General features: G+C 47.8%; 20 protein-coding genes. All 20 read left to right on the forward strand.

Annotation, left to right across the window (positions count from 1 at the left end):
• A complete protein-coding gene (gene argC / locus Q0393_RS01385) occupies window positions 1–1,008 on the forward strand; it encodes an N-acetyl-gamma-glutamyl-phosphate reductase (RefSeq protein ID WP_298977316.1) in 1,008 nt (335 codons plus the stop codon).
• Between the two features lie 42 nt (window positions 1,009–1,050).
• Window positions 1,051–1,785 carry a metallophosphoesterase gene (locus tag Q0393_RS01390; protein WP_298977318.1) on the forward strand — a complete coding sequence of 245 codons (735 nt, stop codon included), beginning with the start codon at window positions 1,051–1,053 and terminating at the stop codon, window positions 1,783–1,785.
• A 31-nt stretch (window positions 1,786–1,816) separates the two neighbouring features.
• A complete protein-coding gene (gene serB, locus Q0393_RS01395) occupies window positions 1,817–2,440 on the forward strand; it encodes a phosphoserine phosphatase SerB (protein ID WP_298977320.1) in 624 nt (207 codons plus the stop codon).
• Window positions 2,433–3,440 (forward strand): transaldolase, encoded by a 1,008-nt coding sequence (locus Q0393_RS01400; protein WP_298977322.1) that lies wholly within the window; start codon window positions 2,433–2,435, stop codon window positions 3,438–3,440. The genes serB and Q0393_RS01400 overlap by 8 nt, the downstream gene beginning before the upstream one ends.
• Complete coding sequence (locus Q0393_RS01405) at window positions 3,440–4,657, forward strand: type IV pilus twitching motility protein PilT (RefSeq protein ID WP_005869553.1); 1,218 nt, start codon at window positions 3,440–3,442, stop codon at window positions 4,655–4,657. The genes Q0393_RS01400 and Q0393_RS01405 overlap by 1 nt, the downstream gene beginning before the upstream one ends.
• Window positions 4,658–5,188: 531 nt before the next feature.
• Window positions 5,189–5,770: a hypothetical protein gene (locus Q0393_RS01410; RefSeq protein WP_298977323.1), complete on the forward strand. Its 582-nt coding sequence runs from the start codon at window positions 5,189–5,191 to the stop codon at window positions 5,768–5,770.
• Window position 5,771: 1 nt separating this feature from the next.
• Complete coding sequence (locus Q0393_RS01415) at window positions 5,772–6,368, forward strand: hypothetical protein (RefSeq protein ID WP_298977325.1); 597 nt, start codon at window positions 5,772–5,774, stop codon at window positions 6,366–6,368.
• Between the two features lie 51 nt (window positions 6,369–6,419).
• Complete coding sequence (locus Q0393_RS01420; RefSeq protein WP_298977326.1) at window positions 6,420–6,977, forward strand: PD-(D/E)XK nuclease family protein; 558 nt, start codon at window positions 6,420–6,422, stop codon at window positions 6,975–6,977.
• Between the two features lie 146 nt (window positions 6,978–7,123).
• The gene (locus Q0393_RS01425) at window positions 7,124–7,660 is read left to right on the forward strand and encodes a 50S ribosomal protein L25/general stress protein Ctc (protein ID WP_298977328.1); all 537 of its coding nucleotides are present in this window, start codon (window positions 7,124–7,126) and stop codon (window positions 7,658–7,660) included.
• Between the two features lie 8 nt (window positions 7,661–7,668).
• Complete coding sequence (gene pth / locus Q0393_RS01430; protein ID WP_297903761.1) at window positions 7,669–8,226, forward strand: aminoacyl-tRNA hydrolase; 558 nt, start codon at window positions 7,669–7,671, stop codon at window positions 8,224–8,226.
• Entirely contained in the window at window positions 8,223–9,269 is a 1,047-nt protein-coding gene (locus Q0393_RS01435; protein WP_298977330.1) for an LptF/LptG family permease, read from the forward strand. Before pth ends, Q0393_RS01435 begins: the two co-directional genes overlap by 4 nt.
• A gap of 45 nt (window positions 9,270–9,314) precedes the next feature.
• Window positions 9,315–10,628: a diaminopimelate decarboxylase gene (gene lysA / locus Q0393_RS01440; RefSeq protein ID WP_298977331.1), complete on the forward strand. Its 1,314-nt coding sequence runs from the start codon at window positions 9,315–9,317 to the stop codon at window positions 10,626–10,628.
• On the forward strand, window positions 10,625–11,059 hold the full coding sequence (locus Q0393_RS01445) for a hypothetical protein (protein WP_298977333.1): 435 nt from the start codon (window positions 10,625–10,627) through the stop codon (window positions 11,057–11,059). The genes lysA and Q0393_RS01445 overlap by 4 nt, the downstream gene beginning before the upstream one ends.
• Window positions 11,043–12,119 carry a prephenate dehydratase gene (pheA, locus tag Q0393_RS01450; RefSeq protein ID WP_298977335.1) on the forward strand — a complete coding sequence of 359 codons (1,077 nt, stop codon included), beginning with the start codon at window positions 11,043–11,045 and terminating at the stop codon, window positions 12,117–12,119. The genes Q0393_RS01445 and pheA overlap by 17 nt, the downstream gene beginning before the upstream one ends.
• Entirely contained in the window at window positions 12,119–13,228 is a 1,110-nt protein-coding gene (hisC, locus tag Q0393_RS01455) for a histidinol-phosphate transaminase (protein ID WP_298977337.1), read from the forward strand. Before pheA ends, hisC begins: the two co-directional genes overlap by 1 nt.
• Window positions 13,218–15,050: a 1-deoxy-D-xylulose-5-phosphate synthase gene (gene dxs, locus Q0393_RS01460; RefSeq protein WP_298977338.1), complete on the forward strand. Its 1,833-nt coding sequence runs from the start codon at window positions 13,218–13,220 to the stop codon at window positions 15,048–15,050. Before hisC ends, dxs begins: the two co-directional genes overlap by 11 nt.
• A 65-nt stretch (window positions 15,051–15,115) precedes the next feature.
• On the forward strand, window positions 15,116–15,526 hold the full coding sequence (locus tag Q0393_RS01465) for a Fur family transcriptional regulator (RefSeq protein WP_005869540.1): 411 nt from the start codon (window positions 15,116–15,118) through the stop codon (window positions 15,524–15,526).
• 48 nt (window positions 15,527–15,574) lie between these two features.
• The gene (locus tag Q0393_RS01470; RefSeq protein WP_298977339.1) at window positions 15,575–16,993 is read left to right on the forward strand and encodes a CHAD domain-containing protein; all 1,419 of its coding nucleotides are present in this window, start codon (window positions 15,575–15,577) and stop codon (window positions 16,991–16,993) included.
• Window positions 16,994–17,002: 9 nt separating this feature from the next.
• Window positions 17,003–17,731: a bifunctional demethylmenaquinone methyltransferase/2-methoxy-6-polyprenyl-1,4-benzoquinol methylase UbiE gene (gene ubiE / locus Q0393_RS01475; protein ID WP_298977340.1), complete on the forward strand. Its 729-nt coding sequence runs from the start codon at window positions 17,003–17,005 to the stop codon at window positions 17,729–17,731.
• Window positions 17,724–18,890, forward strand: a complete 1,167-nt coding sequence (xseA, locus tag Q0393_RS01480; protein WP_298977342.1) for an exodeoxyribonuclease VII large subunit — start codon at window positions 17,724–17,726, stop codon at window positions 18,888–18,890. The genes ubiE and xseA overlap by 8 nt, the downstream gene beginning before the upstream one ends.
• Window positions 18,891–18,892 lie beyond the last annotated feature (2 nt).

The following is an 18,892-nucleotide window of genomic DNA, read 5'->3' on the forward strand; positions in this document are numbered from 1 at the left end:
GTGAAAAAAGTAGGCATCATCGGCGTTAGCGGCTATACGGGGCTTGAACTGATTAAAATTCTACTTTCCCATACGAGCTTTGAAATTTCATATTTGGGCGCCTCTACGCAGGGCGAGATAAGCGAAATTTTCCCTCAGCTGCGCGGCGTGTTTGAGATGCGCGTAGAAGCCGCAGACGCTCGCGTTGCGGCGCAAAGATGCGAGCTTGTGTTTTTAGCGCTGCCACATGAAAAAGCGATGGAATTTGCCCGCGAAATTTTAAAATTTAAAAGTGTCAAAGTAGTCGATCTATCGGCTGATTATCGCTTAAGTCGCGAGCTTTACGAGAAAAATTACACTACGCATTTAGACCCTCGTAATTTAGCCCACGCCGTTTACGGACTGCCTGAGCTAAATCGCGAAAAGATCCGCGCTGCGCGCCTTACGGCAAATCCGGGCTGCTATCCCACCTGCTCTATTTTGGCGCTCGCGCCGTTCGTGCAGCTACTCGATCCGAGTATCGGCGTATTCATCGACGCAAAAAGCGGAGTAAGCGGCGCGGGCAAGGCTCTTAAGACAAGCAGCCATTTCGTAAGCGTAAACGAAAACGCGGGCGCCTACTCGCCGATCTCGCATCGCCACGCAGACGAGATCAAAGAGCAGCTGCAAATTTTAAAAGGCGGCGAATTTAGCACGCTTTTCGTGCCGAATTTGCTGCCGATTACGCGCGGAATGCTAGTTAGCGCGTTCGGCGTACTGCAAAAGAGCGTGGATGCAGAGGCGGTGCTGCGGGAGTTTTACGCAAACGAGCCTTTCGTGCGCGTCCGAAGCGAGCCCGTGAGTATAAAAAACGTCGCAGGAACGCACTTTTGCGATATTTTTGTAAAAACTGCGGGCGATAAAATTTGGATCAACTCGGCGATCGATAATCTTTTGCGCGGAGCATCGTCGCAGGCGGTCGCAAACGCAAATTTAATGTGCGGCTTCGCCGAGGCTACGGCGCTGCCGCGTATCGCACACGGAATTTAAGCGATGTGCTTTTTGCAAAAGCCGTCACGCGCGGGAGCCTAGATGCAAAATGATCAAATTCAGACGATAAAACCGGGCGCGATCTTTATCGGCGATGCGCACGCGGGCGCAAGCAGGCCGCAATTTTTGAAATTTCTGCGCGCGCTGAAGGCCGAACCCGCGCCGCCGCCTCAAATTTTTATGATGGGCGACATGTTTGATTTTTTGGCAAACACGACCTATGTACAGCGCTTCTACGAAGAGGAGATCGCGCTAATAAACGAGCTGTCGCGAAAATGCGAAATTTTTTACTTCGAGGGCAACCACGATTTTAATCTGCGCGAAATTTTTCCCCGCGCAAAAGTTTATCCAAACGCCGCGCAGCCCGTGAAATTTATCTGCGAGAGCGGCGAGGCGGTACAGATCGCGCATGGCGATCTGTTTTTGCCGCGCCTGACGCAGTTTACTCTGCTTTCGCTACGAAACAGAGCTTTTCTGAAATTTATGGATCTGCTCGATCGCGCTTTAAAATTTAAAATTTCAAAGATGATCTTAAAATCGCAAAAGGGGAAAAACCTATACAAAAAAATGCCAAATTTTAAGGATATAATCGCGCCGAAGATCGATTTTTACGCGGCAAATTTAATCATCGAGGGACATTATCATCAAGATGAAATTTTATATTTCGGCGAGAAAAAATATATAAATTTGTGCTCTTTCGGGGTTAGGAGCAAAATTTACGAGGTCGCAAAAAGCGAAAAATTTATGCTAATTCCAAAAAACTTAAACTTAAATTAGCTATAATTCCTAAATTTTTGCGAGGATATTTATGATAAAGCTTTGTGTTTTCGACTTTGATTCTACGCTGATGGACGGCGAGACGATAGGTTTTTTCGCCGCCAAAATGGGCACGCAGCGACAAGTTAGCGAAATTACGAAGCGCGCGATGGCGGGCGAGCTTGATTTTTTCGAGAGCCTTAGCGAGCGCGTGGCGCTGATAAAGGGGATGAAGCTTAGCGATGCTAAAGCTATCGCAGAAAGCCTGCCTTTTGTTTGCGGTGCTAACGAGATCGTCGCGTATCTGAAAAATAAAGGCATAAAGGTGATCGTCTTTAGCGGCGGATTTCATCTCGCTACCGACGCCGCGCAGAAAAAACTAGGCTTTGACGCGAGCTTTGCAAACTATCTGCACGAAAAAAACGGAATTTTAACCGGGCTTTTCGGCGGCGAGATGATGTTTGGCTACTCAAAAGGCGTCCTGCTTGCGCAGCTTAAATCGCTGATGGGTCTAAAGACGAGCGAAGTAATGTGCGTGGGAGACGGCGCGAACGACGTTTCGATGTTTCGCGAGGCGGGATTTAAAATCGCCTTTTGCGCGAATGAGATTTTAAAAGAGCATGCGAGCGTCTGCATTGAAAAAAAGGATTTGAAGGAGATTATGAAATATGTATGATAAAGCCCTAAATTTCAGCATTTGGTGCGACTTTTTGGAGCGCGATTTTATCGATAAAGATTTCGACGAGCTGATCAAAAAAGGCATAATTAACGGCGCAACTTCCAATCCTGCGATCTTTAAAAACGCGATCCTAAGCTCCCCCGCATACGATGCGGCTAAAGAGGAATTTAGAAAAAAAGAGCCTAAAAAGCTGTATGAAATTTTAGCCACTGCGGACATCAGAAGTGCGGCGGAGAGCCTTCTTAAAAATTTTATTAACGGCGATGACGGCTTTGTAAGTATCGAGGTTGATCCATATTTCGCAGACGACGCCGAGGCGATGTACCGCGAGGGCAAGCACTTATATAGCACGATCGGCATGCCAAACGTAATGATAAAAATCCCCGCTACGAAGGCGGGCTACGAAGCGATGCGCGATCTGCTAAAAAAGGGGATCAGCGTAAACGCGACTTTGGTTTTCTCGCCGGAGCAGACCGTAAAATGCATCGAGGCGATAAAAGAGGGTATTGCGGGCTTTCGCCGCTATTTCCCGAAGGCAAATCTACCAAAAACCGTAATTAGCATCTTCGTTAGCCGCTTCGATAGGTTACTGGATGAAAAAATGGCCGCGGCGGGCCTTCCTACCGGCAAAATTGGCACGATGAACGCTTCAAAATGCTACAATATCATCGCTAAAGAAAATTTAAACTACGTAAAGCCGCTGTTTGCGAGCACAGGCGTAAAAGGAGATGATCTGCCGAAGGATTACTACGTAAGCGAGCTGATGTATCCGAGCTGCGTAAACACCGCGCCGCTTGAGACCATAGAGGCTTTTGTAAGCGGCGATCAAAAACCCAAAACGCCGCCGAGCGACGCGCAGATAGAGGAATTTTTCGCCCAGGTAACGGATGCGAAGATCGATATGAAAAAGGCGTATAAAAAGCTGCTGGATGACGGACTAGCGGCTTTTGAAGAGGCATTTAAAGAGATAATAAAAACACTTAAAAAGGAGAAATGATGGCGGGTTCTATAGATTATTCGCAGTATCAAGTTGACGCTTCTACGCTGGATTTTAAGCAGCGAGATAGGCTAAATAAATATCTGGAATTTCTAATCCAAAACGGCGGTAGCGACCTTCATATCAAGTCGGGCGCGGTTATCAGAGGGCGCATCCACGGCGAGCTAGTAAAATTTAGCAAGACGCCATTTTTGAAAGAGGATGCGATGACGCTAGCTAAGGAGCTTCTCATCACGCGTTTTCCTGAGCTTATCGAGAAAAAGAGCGTGGATTTTACCTATAAGCTAAACGAAGATTATCGCTTCCGCGTTAATATTTTCTTTCAAATCGACGGTATCAGCGCGGTTTTCCGAACGATACCGGTTAAAATTCCAGAGATCGACGATCTAGGTCTGCCGCCTTCGATCAAAGATATTTGCGATACGGCTATGCGCGGCGTCGTGCTACTTACGGGACCTACGGGAAGCGGAAAGACGACAACGATCGCAAGCATGATCAATCGCATAAATAGACAAAGAACCAGCCACGTCGTTACGATAGAAGACCCCGTGGAATTCGTATTTAAAGACGATAAATGCATCATCAATCAGCGCGCTATCGGTGAGGACTGCAATAACTTCGCCGATTCGCTTCGCGCCGCGCTGCGAGAGGATCCGGACGTAATATTCGTGGGCGAGATGCGCGATTTGGAGACGATCGAGACCGCACTTCACGCCGCAGAGACGGGACACTTAGTGTTTTCGACGGTGCACACTATTGACGCAAAAGAGACGGTAAACCGTATCATTGCGATGTTTGAGCAGGCCGAACAGGAGCGTATCCGAATGACGCTTGCATCCGTCCTAGAGGCGGTAATCTCTCAGCGCCTTGCCCGTACTATCGAGGGAAAGCGCGTAGCCGTCGTTGAAATTCTACGCAAAAACACCCGTATTAAGGATATGATACTTGATGCGCGCGACGACGAAATTCCTGACGCGATCGCCGATGGTCGCAACACCTACGGCATGCAGACCTTCGATCAGCACCTGCTTGATCTTTATAGAGACGGCGTCATCACCCGTGAGGAGGCACTGGATAAGGCCTCTAAGCGAAACGACCTCGATCTGCAGATAAAAAACGTCGATCTTGCCAAAAAAAGGGATTTGGCAGCAGAATCTGGAGAGAGCGCCGAGGAGATGCTCGCCGGCGAAGTCGTACAGCTAAAAGAGATCCGCTAAGTCGCAAATTTTAAAATTCTAAATTTTTGCAATTTAAAATTTTAAAGAATTCTGCCTGCCGCTAGGCGGGCGGAATTTAATTCGTTTGCCCGCTGCTATGCGGGCAGATACTACCTTAAATTTCGTTTTAAAATATCTATAATTTCGATTAAAATTTCACGTACGATTAATCTTATAAAATTCCTATTCATTTAATCTTTAATAAATAAAATTTCAACCAAATTTCAGGGGCGGGGGGGGGGGGGGGGGGTATAATTACACATATCTTTTATAAGGAGCAGGAGATGGCGACACCAAAAAATAGAGTAGGAAAAAACGGCGATAAAAGAGGAAGAGCAGGAAGTTATAGAACTCCCGCTCAAAGAGCCGGAGATAAAAAGCGTCGTAAAAAGTAGTGATCTCGCGTCGAAATTGGGTGCAAGATTAAAATTTAAAGCGCTGCGAGCCGAAACTCTCGGCGCTTTAATAAATTTTAAATCGTGCAAACAACCAAATGGATAAAATTTTAAAATTTCATCGCAAGAGAATTTTATGAAATATGAGATAATCGACGTCCATACTGCACTAGAAATCGTTTTTAAAAATTTTAAATGGGCGCTGCTCATTGGAATTTTGCTGTTACCATTAGGCGTGGGTGCCGTGATTTTAGTGCTTTTGCCGTTTCAAAGTATTTTGATCTACAACAAAAACAAAAGATACCTGATCGATATGCAAACAGGTAAAATCACCTTCCCTAGAAGCGACGTTGAAAATAGCATTGTAGCTGTTTTGCTCTGCGCGCCGTATTGGAATTTAATGCGCAGCAGAACCGTCACGGCAGATCAAATCGAGGATATGCGCTTAGAGAAAAAAGAGGTAAAAAGCGCAAATATTTTTAAAATTTTCCTAGCGGTGATTAAATTTTTTAGGATGAGCTCCAAAAATGCCAAAACAGCTAGATTGGGGCGGCGCATTAATGATATCCAAACAAGATATTATCTCTACGTCTTTGGAAGCTTCGGCTCGACGGGACTATACTTTTATGACAAGCAAAAGCGCGACGAGGTACGTAGCGCCATACGAGAATGCGTGCTTAAATTTAGCGCCAAAAATATAGATAGGAATTTATTCTGAGATGATAATTATAAATCGAATGTTTTCGGGCGGCTATTTGGACGAAAGATTAGGGCACGAAATCATTAATCTTTTTAAGGCAGACAACGGCAGGCACTACATCTACGTAAATCCTTACGGTACGATAAATGAGGATGCGAAGGACGCACACAAAGTCCTTTTAGTGCGTGCCATCTCGAAACATTGTTTTGAAATTTTAGCTTGCGCTAGCGAGTTAAAACTGCTTTTGAGCGATGAGCTTTTTGTCTGCGGCAGAAAGCGCGGCGCTAAAGAGGAGCTTAAAAGACAATCTGAAATGATTGAAACACAAAATATCGCTTACGGTGGTGTGCCTCTAAACGAGCTATTTGAAAGCGAAAACGATAGCCCCAATGCGGCGTATATAACATTTGAGACGTCGAATTTTAAAAAACCGAAATTTAAATTTTACATCGTTGATGATGAGAAACTGATAGACGAAACGCATTTTTTAGTGCCATTTAAATTTTCCTCGCAATCTTTGAAGCAATATGTCCGCTACGAAAGCGTGCCGGATAAAATTTTCGCGCCCGAGCTTTGGCAAGAGAACGATACTACGAAGCGGATCGGGCTAAATTAAATTTTAAATTTTAAAGCTAAAGAGCAAAATATCTTAGAGATAATCGGCAAGATGGACGATGAGTTAAGCTTTTCAAATTGGATAGTCTATTATCTGCGAAACGATGCGGAACTATTTTTAAAATTTGCAAGTGAAATTTTACGGCTAAACGTAAGCGAGGCTGCGCAAATTTTAAGAGAATACAAAAATATAGATATTTTCATAAAAGATCAAAACCACGCAATCGTCATCGAAAATAAGATCAAATCCGGTATCAACGGGATAAGACACGATTTGCAAAGCGGCGCAATACGCTCTCAGCTAGATAAATATTCAAAGATTGCCGATAAGCAAGATGCAGGCGGCAGGGCAAAGTGTTTTTTGCTTCTACCTGATTATAGCTATGCGGATAGAGAGTTAGCGAAATTTGATGAGTATGAGCGTTATTCGGTCATAAGATACAGCGCGCTTTTAAAATTTTTTGAAACTCACGAATGCAGCTTGAAATTCTACGACGAATTCAAAGACGCGCTGCGAAAGCATGCGAGCGAATACAAAAAAGATTTTTATGAAATCATGGGAGAGCGGCTAATTATGATAATTTTGCGGCATAAGGGCTTATCGTCGTAATTTATATTGCGATGCACAAAAGACATCCTAACATGCATAAATAAATTCCACTATTGATCGATCTGCATAAAGTCCCATATTTCTTAAATAGATTTAAAGCAACATTTAGCTATTATCACGCTTCATTTTTTCACAAAGGAAACCTAATGTTAGAAGGTATCGTTAGAGATAGTATCGGTAAAAGGGCTTCAAAGTCCCTAAAACGAGATGGTTATCTAATCGCTAATATTTATGCGAAAGGATTTGAAAATATTAACGCAGCGTTTAAAGTAAACGACTTTATCAAAGCTATGCGCGCAAAAGAAGATCTTCCTTTCGAGGTTAGCGTGGGCGGTAAGACATATCGCGTCATCGTGCAAGAATACCAAAAACACCCCGTCACAAATACCCTAACTCACGTAGATTTGCGCGTAGTTCAGGATGACATCGTAAGCAAATATTTAGTGCCGGTTAAGGTAACTGGCGTCGCTAAAGGGCTAAAAAACAAAGGTATTTTGGTGCAATCCAAGCGCCGTATAGCCGTAAAATGCGCAGGCAAAGATCTACCAAACGATTTTACGCTCGATGTGAGCGATCTTGACGTAGGCGATTCGCTTTTGATCCGAGACATTCCGGTAAAAGAGGGCGTCAGCATCATCCTAGACGGCTCGGTAGCGGTAGTCGGAGTTACTTCGGCTAAATAGGGGCGCCTATGATACTGATCGCAGGACTTGGGAATCCTGCTCAGAAATACGCAGACACCAGACACAACGTCGGTTTTATGCTAATCGACGAAATTTTAAAGACGGGCGGTTTTAGCGAGCTTAGTTCGTCTAAATTCCAAGGCGAGCTTTTTAAAAAGGGCTCGCTGCTTCTTTTAAAACCCCAAACTTTTATGAACTTAAGCGGCAACTCTGTAAAGGCCGTAAATGATTTTTATAAGCCCGAGCGCATCATCGTAGTGCACGACGATATAGATTTGGATCTGGGCGCCGTTAAATTTAAAAAAGGAGGCAGTAGCGGCGGGCATAACGGGATCAAATCGATCGACGCGCTAATCGGCGCGGATTACGAGCGCGTGCGTATCGGCGTGGGCAAAAAACAGCAGGACCAGGATGCGGCAAATTTCGTGCTCGGAAATTTTAACGAAAGCGAGCGCGAGAAGCTGAGTGAAATTTTACCCTACGTCGCGCGCGTGGTAGAAGAGCTCATTTGCTCGGATATAGAGCAGATCGCGCAAAAATTTACGATTAAAAAGGCTAGGGTGTGAAGTTATACGTAAAATACGCGGCTCTTTCCTATCTGAAGTATTTTTTTATACTTCTAATAGCCCTTGAGTGCTTTTACGTAGGCATCGATGTGCTTACCAATCTCAAAGATTTTCCCTCAAGCGCGAATACCGCTCTTTTGTATATTGCTCTAACCGCAGCGGTCGCGCTTAGCTACACACTGCCGCTAAGTCTTATTTTTGCGCTTATTTTGATGGGCTTTAATATGATCCGTAGCAACGAGCTGGTGAGCTTTTATGCGCTTGGAGTTAGCAAAAACGCTCTGATAATCCCTCCATTTTTGATTGCACTTGCAATTACTGCGAGCTTTATAGCTTTAAATTCCACCCCGTTCGCATACGCGCTAAAATTTCAAAAGAATTTAACCGATTTATTGCCTACGGGAGGAGATATGTTTTTAAAATTTGAGGGTAAATATATCTACATCAAAGCTCTAAACGGCAAAAACGCAAATGATATAACGATATTTAATATAGGGGATAACTCCGTTGCTTCGCGCTCGCATGCAAGCTCTGGCGAATACGCAGGCAAAATTTGGCATCTGCGCGACGTAAATACCACTACTTTACCAGCGCAGCTTAAGCTTGGAGGAAGTGGACTAAAAAGTGAGTTTAGCGCGCAGAGCGAGGCGCTTAAAGGCTTTGATCCAAGCTCAATTGCAAGCGTTTATGATACGAGTAATGTATATTCGATCAGGGATGCTCTGCGTTCGATCCGCACCTTTTCGCATCAAGGCGTAAATATCTCCACTATAAAAGCAAGTCTTTATAATATGATATTTTTTCCGTTGTTTGCACCTTTGGCGGTATTGGTTCTGTATTATTATCTGCCCGTTACGGGGCGATTTTTTAATCTCGCGCTGCTAAGCTTTGGATTTTTTATCGCTACGCTATGCGCTTGGGGTGTGCTTTTCGTGTTAATTAGGTTTTCTCTCAACGGCGTTATCATCCCAGAACTTGGCATTATCGTGCCCATAACAGCGCTATTAGGCTTTGCGGCATTTTTAGTTTTTAAGCATCGTTAAGCCTTGATTTGTTAGAATGGCGCAAAATTTATCGATGGAAATTCTATGGATTATTCAAGCTTAGCCCGCAAATACGGCACCCCTTTATACGTTTATGATTTTAACGAGATACAAAAGAATTTCATAGCGCTCAAAGAAGTCTTCACAGCGCGCAAGTCGCTCGTTTGCTTCGCGATTAAAGCCAATTCTAACCTTAGCGTTTTGAAGTTTTTGTCAGATCTAGGCAGCGGCTTTGACTGCGTCAGCATCGGCGAGCTGCGCCGCGCTCTGTATATCGGCGCGAAGAGCTATAAGATCATATTCTCTGGCGTCGGCAAGCAAGACAGCGAGCTCGAGTTTGCGCTTCAATCGGACATTTTACTGATAAATTTAGAAAGCGAAGCCGAGATGCTGCGCCTGGAGCGAATCGCGCAAAATCTAAATAAGCCTGCTCGCATCAGCATCCGCGTAAATCCGAATGTCGATGCTAAGACCCATCCCTACATCTCCACGGGGCTAAATGAGAATAAATTCGGCGTTAGCATCGAGACTGCCCGCAAGATGTATATCTACGCCAAAAAGAGCAAATTTTTAAATCCCGTCGGTATCCACTTTCACATCGGCAGCCAGCTCACGGACATCTCTCCGATCTGCGACGCCGCAAAGATCGTAAGCGATCTGCTGCGCGAACTGCGAGCCCTTGAGATTGATATAAAATTTTTCGACGTGGGTGGCGGCATCGGCATCCGCTACGAGGATGAAAAACAGATCGTGCTCTACGACTACGCGCAAGGAATTTTAAAGAGCCTAAGCGGTCTAGATGTCACGATCGTGTGCGAGCCGGGGCGCTTCATCACGGGAGCTGCGGGGGTATTTCTTACCCGCGTGCTTTACGAAAAACAAAACTGCGGCAAGCGCTTCGTCATCGTTGACGGCGCGATGAACGATCTCATACGCCCGAGCCTCTACGGCGCGCACCACGCCATCGAGATCGTTAGCGCTTCGGAGAGTATAAATTTAGACGAACCTGGCGTGAGCGAAGTAAATTTAGGCGGCAGGAGCTCGGATCAAACAAGCGGCTCGTGTGCGGATGAAAAAATTTTAGGCGGCGCAAATTTAGCCGAAGCTGGCCTCTGCGATGTCGTGGGCCCGATATGCGAAAGCGGCGATTTTTTGGCCAAAGGCGTTAGCCTGCCTAGCCTACAAAGCGGCGATCTGCTCGCGATCAAAAGCGCCGGCGCCTACGGGTTTTCGATGTCGAGCAACTACAACACCCGCTGCCGCGCCGCCGAGATCGCGGTTTACGACGGACAGGACCGCCTGATTAGAAAGCGCGAGAGCTTTGATGAGCTAATCGCGCTCGAAAAGGATCTCGTATGATCCGCGCGGCTAGCCGTCTAAAACAGGGTGCGGTTTTAAATTTCAAATCCGAGTGCGCAGCGGTTTTAAATTTTAACGCAGTAGCAAGCACAGCCCTAAATTTTAAACGCACCGCCGATTTAAATTCCGAGCCTGAATGCGCCCCCGCTTCAAATTTCAAATCCGAACAAAATGCGCCTGTAAATTTTACGGCAAAACGAAGCCCCGTTTTAAATTTTAACCGAGCCCCTTTAAATTTCAGATCCCGCTGCGACGAATTTTATCGCGCCTTCTTAGCGCGCGGAAGTTGCGGCGCGGCTATCCTAAGCGATGAAATTTTAAGTTCGCACAGCAAGAATTTCAAAGCGTGCGGCAAAAGAGGCGGCGTGAAATTTTTAAAATCGAAATTTAGGGGCGAGCAAAAGGAGGGTTGTGATGCAAAACATCAATGATCTGCGCGTTTGTATCGACAGGCTGGATGATGAAATTTTGCGCCTTATCGACGAGCGCATGGGGTTCGTCAAGAAGATCGGCGAGCTGAAGCAGACCGCGGGCAGCGCGATCTACCGCCCGGAGCGCGAGCGCTCGATCATCAGCAGGCTGGACGGCGGGAAGGCGCGGAATTTAAGCAAAGAGGCGATCGAGGCGATATTTTTTGAAATTTTCTCGGTTTCGCGAAATTTAGAAAAGCCGCAGATAGTCGCGTTTTTAGGGCCTTTCGGCACCTATTCGCACCAAGCCGCCAAGAGCCGTTTCGGCGCGGTAAGCTCCTATCTGCCGCTTTCAAACATCGAGGCGGTCTTTAAGGAGCTTGATAGCGGCGAGGCTAAATACGGCGTCGTGCCGATCGAAAATAACACCGAAGGCGCAGTGGGCGCGACGCTTGATTGCTTGCGAAAATACGAGGGCGTCAAAATCGTCGCCGAAATTTATATGGATATCCACCACTGCTTTGCGAGCCACTGCGACGACGTAAGCGCAGTAGAACAGATATTTTCGCATCCGCAAGGATACAATCAGTGCCTTAAATTTCTAGACGATCACGGCCTTAGCGGCATTAAATTTACCGCGACCAAATCTACCGCGCTTGCAGCGCAGATGGCAGCTGCCACGCCGCACTCCGCCGCGATCTGCTCCAAGATCGCCGCCGATCTTTACGGCGTGCCGATGATGTTTCAAAAGATCGAGGACAACTCCGCCAATCGCACACGCTTTTTCGTACTGAGCGACTTTAAAAACCAAAAGAGCGACCGCAACAAAACGAGCATCTTAGCCAAAACCGACGACCGCCCGGGCGGGCTCGTGGACTTTTTGCAGATGTTTCGCAACGAGGGTATAAATTTAACTAAATTAGAAAGCCGCCCTATTAAGCTTAGGGATTTTAAATGCGTATTTTATGTCGATTTTGAGGGGCACATCGACGACGAACGCGTGGCGCGCGTGCTGCAAAACGCGCAGAAAAACGGCCACGAAATTACCTGGCTGGGAAGTTACATAAATGGAGGGGAGTGATGAAATTTAACGAATTTGTAGAAAATCTAAGCAATTACGAAGCAGGCAAGCCGATCGAGCTTGTGGTGCGGGAGTTTGGTATCCGCAAGCAGGACGTGCTAAAGCTTGCCAGCAACGAAAACCCCTTCGGCACGAGCAAGGCGGTGCAGGAGGCGATCGCGCAAAACGCCGCCTACGCGCATCTTTACCCCGACGATTCGATGTATGAGCTAAAGGGCGCGCTCGCCTTAAAATTCGGCGTAGAGCCGCAAAATATCATCATCGGCGCGGGCAGCGATCAAATTATCGAGTTTGCGCTGCACGCCAAGCTTAATTCGCGACGCGCGATACTGCAAGCGGGCGTTACCTTTGCGATGTACGGCATCTACGCAAGCCACTGCGAGGCTAAAGTTTACAAAACGAACGCGCAGGAGCACGATCTGGCTGAGCTTTTAAAAATTTATAACGCGCACAGGGATGAAATTTCGGTCATCTTTTTGTGCGTGCCGAACAACCCGCTAGGCGAGTGCTTGGATGCGGAGGCTGTGTATGAGTTCACAGACAGCGTGGATGAGAATACGCTTTTGGTGATCGATGCCGCATACAACGAATTTGCGGCGTTTAAAGATGAGCGCAAGAGGCTTGATCCTAAGCTTTTAATTGGGAATTTTAAAAACGTGCTCTATCTAGGTACCTTCTCAAAGGTCTACGGCCTAGGCGGTATGCGCGTAGGCTACGGCATCGCGCCGCGCGTAATCATAAGCGCGCTTTATAAGCTGCGACCGCCCTTTAACATCACGACGCTTAGCCTCGCAGCGGCGATTGCGGCGCTAAAAGACGAGGCTTTCGTGCAAAAGAGCCTGCAAAACAACGCCGCACAGATGAGCCGCTTCGAGGATTTTGCGCGCGAGCGAAATTTGGAATTTATCCCTAGCTACGCAAATTTCATTACGTTCAAACTTAGCCTGCCGCTAGATAGTAGCGAGCTTTGCGAGCAGCTTCTGCGCCGCGGCGTCATCATTAGAAATTTAAAAAGCTACGGGCTAAACGCCGTGCGCATCACGATCGGCACGCCTGAGCAAAACGATCGCGTCTTGGGCGCTTTGGGAGAGATTTTGAGTGGATATTAAAAATAAAAGCCTAGAGGAGCTACGGGAGCTTTGCACGCAGATCAGGGCGCGCATAATCGAAGTCGTGAGCAAAAACGGCGGCCATCTAAGCTCAAACATGGGCGCGGTCGAGCTCATTGTGGCGATGCACTACGTATTCGACGCCGCGAGCGATCCGTTTATCTTCGACGTAAGCCACCAAAGCTACGCGCACAAGCTTTTGACGGATCGCTGGGAGGAGTTCGGCTCGCTTAGGCAGTTCGGCGGTATCAGTGGCTACACGAAGCCTAGCGAGAGCAAATTTGACTACTTCGTGGCGGGGCACGCCTCGACGTCGATCTCTTTGGCCGTGGGCGCGGCAAAGGCTATCAAGCTCAAAGGCGAGGATAGAATCCCCGTGGTCTTAATCGGCGACGGCTCGATGAGCGGCGGCATGACCTATGAGGCGATGAACGAGCTCGGCGATCTGCGGCTGCCCTGCATCATCATCCTAAACGACAACAAAATGAGTATCAGCAAGCCCATCGGCGCCTTTAGCAAATACCTAAGCCAAGCGATGGCGGGCGAGACCTATCAAAAATTTAAATCCCACGTAAGAGAGCTGCTCTCCCACGCTCCGCAGAGCGCGACATATATGGCAAAGCGCTTTGAAAATTCCTTAAAGCTCATTATACCTGGGATGTATTTTGAGGAGCTCGGGCTCGAATACATAGGCCCGGTAGACGGCCACGACCTAGCCGATCTCATATCGGCGCTAAAGACGGCAAAAAGCGCGCGCAAGCCCGTCGTCGTACACGCTCAAACGATCAAAGGCAAGGGTTACGACAAGGCCGAGGGCTATTTGGAGAGCTGGCACGGCGTAGGGCCTTTCGACATTCAAAGCGGAGAATTTAAGAAAAAATCCGCCGCCAAAAGCGCCACGCAAATTTACGCCGAGGCGCTTTTAAGCTTAGCCGCCAAGCATGAAAACGTCGTGGGCGTGACCGCTGCGATGCCAAGCGGTACCGGCATGGATAAGCTGATCGAGAAATTTCCCCATCGCTTCTGGGATGTCGCGATCGCCGAGCCTCACGCGCTAAGCTCGATGGCTGCGATGGCGCGCGAGGGTTTTAAGCCGTACGTTACGATATATTCGACCTTCATGCAGCGCGCATTCGATCAGATCGTCCATGACGCGGCGATTATGAACTTAAATTTAGTCCTTGCGATGGATCGCGCGGGCATCGTGGGCGAGGACGGCGAGACGCACGAGGGAGTCTTTGACGTGAGCTTCTTGAACGCGATCCCAAACGTCAGCATGTGCGCGCCGCGTGACGAGACGAGCTTTAAACAAATCATCGAGTACTCCTACGCGCACAAAGGGGTTTTGGCGATACGCTATCCGCGCGGAAGCTTTATCTTGGACTGCGACGAGACCGGCGCGCCTGCGGTAGAGCTTGCAAAATCGGTGTTTTTAAAGCGCAGCGACAGTGCGCACGTAGCTCTCATCGGCTACGGAAACGGCGCGGGCAGAGCGTATAAAACGGCTGAAGCGCTAGAGGGACAGATGGAGGTGGACGTCGTGGATTTAGTCTTTGTAAAGCCTTTGGACGCCGAGTTTTTGCGAAGCCTAGCTCGCAAAGATAAAATTTGGTACATCTTTAGCGACAATGCCAAAAAGGGCGGCGTCGGTGAAATTTTAAGCGCATTTTTGCAAGAAAATGAAATTTCGGACGTAAAGATCGTGAGCTTCGAATTTGCTGATATCTTTTTACCGCACGGCAAGACCATCGACGTGGAGCGCAGCTTGGGCTTGGATATCCAAACTCTAACCGAGCGAATATTAAGTGATAAAAAGTATTAGTTAATATCAACTTTGTTTAAAGTAAAATTTGATAATATCACTTTAAAATTTTTTGAAGGACAAAAATGAGCCACGTAGAACTACTCAAAACTTGCGGTTTGAAAGCAACTCCGCAAAGATTGTGCATCCTGAAGGTGCTCGATCGCCACGAACATCCAAGCATAGATGACCTATACGAGGGGATCAAAGAGGACTATCCATCCATTTCGCTGGCGACGGTTTATAAAAATTTAAACACCCTGCTCGACGAAGGGGTCGTAGTCGAGGTCAATGCGCCGAATAAAAAGAGTCGCTACGACATCTATCAGATGCCGCACATCCACGTCGTATGCGAAAAATGCGGCAACGTCACGGATCTTTTCATGGATGATGCCTTTAATAAGGACGTTTTGAAAAACATCGAGCGCAAAGCTGGCAATTTCATCCGCAAGCTAAATATCACCGCTACGGTCGAAGACTGCGAAAAGTGTAGATAGTTTAAAGAATTTTCTGCTATTATTACCCACTTTATTTTTGGAGCGGGTATGCAAACTAAGCGTAAATTTTTATTGAGCGACGATTCGATTCTGCGGACGCTAGAGCGTGCGGGGCTGAAATGTCGCAAGGTAAAGATCGCTTGGTTTTATACTTCGTTCTATCCCGAAATTTATTACATCCGCCAAAACGACGAATGCTCTTTGCACCATAAAAAAGAGGATCTCGACAGACAAACTCTAAATTTTAAAATTTCAAAAGATGATTTCAAAGAGGCTTTAAAAAGCAAGATCGCCCGCGTCGTGCAAAAAAACCGCTACGGCTTTGCCAGCGACGAAGCGGAGTTTTGGCTAGAGTTTTACGGAGGCGAGCTAAGCACGCTCGTGATTTTACGAGCGAAATTTCAAAGCGAGGCGGCAAGCGCAAATTTTGATTTTGCAAAAACCTTCGGTAGCAGCGATTTTTACGAGATTACCGACGATTATCGCTACAAAAGCCGCTATCTGGCGCGCTACGGCATCCCGCCGCGCTCGCTTGATTTCGCGCACGCACGCAACGTTTTTAAAAAATTTAGCCGAGTTAAATTTTTCGCGCCGCCCTATGCGGACAGCGTTAAGCTCGCGCGCTTGGCGCTTGAGCTAGCGTGGATGAGGGCGTGCGGCGCAAAGAGCGAATATCAAAAAAGCCTAGCCCCCGAAGCGCTTCACGAGCTGCGCGTGCAGATCCGCAAATTTAGAGCCGTTTTGAAGCTATCCTCGCCGCTTTTCGAAGCTGAAAAAAAGGATGAAATTTTAAAACTGCTCGCAAAATTTATGAGCCGCACCAATCAGCTGCGAGACCTTCATGTTTTTGCAGAGTTTTTAAAGGCCGACGACGCGCCTGCGAGCTTTTTGCAGCAGCTAAATCTTATCGCAAAGCGCTCGGAGGATAAAATTTTAGAATTTCTCTCTAGCGCGGAATTTACAGACTTAAACGGCGCCATTAGCGGATTTTTAAACGGCGCAGACGGCATCTACGCGCGCAGCGAATATGAAAAAATTTCAAAAAAGTTCGCCTCCGCCCGCCTTTGTAAGCTAATCAAAAGCTTGCGCGCAGAGCTAAAAAATTTAAAGCAAGGCTCACCGCTGCAAGCATTTCACGATGCGCGCATAGGGCTAAAGAGGCTACGATACGCGCTTGAAATTTTTGCAAGAAGCTTTGATGAAGGCTGCGTTAGGGGGCTGTTTAAGCGCGCTAAGGCCGCCTGCGAGGATTTCGGCGCGCTGCAAGATATCAGCGTGTGGCAAAATTTCATCGCGATCTATCAAAAAGCAAGCGATAAAAGCGGCGTCGCGTTTGCGTATCTGCTGGCTCTGGACGCCCGCCTAAACGATCGCCGCACCGAGCTGGAGGAAAAAATTTTAAATGAAAAAGAGGCTCTTTTGCGCGCGCTGAAAAGATCGCTGCGCAAAATCAAAGCATACGAATAAGGAATACCCGTGCAAAAACAGGAAAAAATCATAAAGATGTTCGATGAGATCGCGCCTACCTACGATCTAGCAAACCGCGCCATCAGCTTCGGCGTGGACGTTTCGTGGCGCAAAAAAGCGGTCGAGCTGACGCTTGAAAAGCTTAAAGGAAAGCTCGTGAGTATCGCCGACGTCGCGTGCGGTACGGGCGATATGATAAGCTCATGGCGCGACGGCGCGACGCAGCACGGCGTGCAGATCGAGCGGATCGTGGGGATCGATCCTAGCGAAGGGATGCTTGAGGTAGCTAGACAAAAATTTCCTAGCTGCGAGTTTATCAAAGCAACCGCGAGCGCCACGACGCTAGATGACGCGAGCGTGGATATTTTAAGCATCAGCTACGGCATAAGAAACGTCGTAGAGCTGGACGCGGCGCTTGCGGAGTTTAATCGGATCATCAGACCGGGCGGCTCGCTCGTGGTTTTGGAATTTACTAAAGCCGCAAGCGGTGGGCTCGCGTTTAAAATCAGAGATTTTTACGTGAGTAAAATTTTACCCAAAATCGGCGCTTTCATCTCGAAAAACAAAGAAGCTTACGAATATCTGCCAAACTCCATCGGTAGCTTCCTAGATGCCGCGAGCTTTAGCGAAAAGCTCAAAAACGCAGGCTTTGAGCTGCGCGTGCAAAAGGGCTTCAGCTTCGACGTCAGCACGCTTTTCATCGCGGAGAAAATCGCGCGGAAGAGCGACGATGATTAGCGTAAGCGAGCTCAACGCCCAAGCCAAGACGCTTTTGGAGACGAGCTTTAGCTTCGTCGAGGTCGAGGGCGAAATATCTAAGCTTAGAATTCAAAGCACGAGCGGGCACTGGTATTTCACGATCAAAGACGCGAGCGCGGCGATCGATTGCGCGATGTTTAAATTTAACGCCGCACGGATAAATTTTATCCCCGCCGTCGGCGATAAGCTCATCGTAAACGGCAAGGTCTCGCTATACGCCCCCACGGGCGCGTATCAGATCCAGGTCTCAAATATCCGCAAAAGCGGCGAGGGCGAGCTGGAAGCGGCGTTTGCCGCGCTAAAGCAGAAGCTTAGCAAAGAGGGGCTTTTCGATGCCGCGCACAAAAAACAGCTTCCGAAATTTGCCCAAAGCATCGCGATCGTCACGAGCGCGGGTTCCGCGGCGCAGGCGGATATGCTTCGCACGGCGCAGGACCGCTTCGTGCTTTGCAAGATCGATCTGTATAACGCGCTAGTGCAAGGCGAAGGCGCGCCTGCTTCGATCATAAGCGCATTGCGCGTAGCCGACGAGAAGGGCTACGATGCGATCGTCATCGCTCGCGGCGGCGGTTCGCGCGAGGATCTGTGGTGCTTCAACGACGAGGCCTTGGCGCGCGCGATCTACGCAGCCAAAACGCCCGTCATCTCGGCGGTAGGGCACGAGATCGATTTTAGCATCAGCGATTTCGTAGCCGATCACCGAAGCCTCACGCCCACCGCCGCGATGATCGACCTACTGCCCGATATTTGCGCGATCTTTCAGAGCTTAGACGGCGCAAGCGACGCGTTTGACAGGCTGATAAAAGATAAAATTTCATCCGCACAAAACGTGCTGAGCCTTGCAGCTTTACAGCTTAAATCAAAATCGGTCGAGCCAAAAATTTCAGGCTCGCTTGTAAAGCTTTTAAATTTCGAGCTTAAATTTAAAAGTTTCATCGGCTCCAAGCTAAGCGCCGCAGAACTTGCGTTAAGCGCTAAGGATGAGCTTTTGGCGCAAAAGGCGAAATTTTTTGAGATCACCAAAGACCTCGTTCAAATCCAAAAGGGCGGCAAAACGGTGAGCTTGGGCGAGCTTGCCGCGGGCGACGAGTTCGTCCTTTGCTCGCAGCAGCTCAGCAAAAACGCAAAAATCATCTAAAG

Source organism: uncultured Campylobacter sp. (assembly GCF_938015785.1).
Lineage (GTDB): Bacteria > Campylobacterota > Campylobacteria > Campylobacterales > Campylobacteraceae > Campylobacter_B.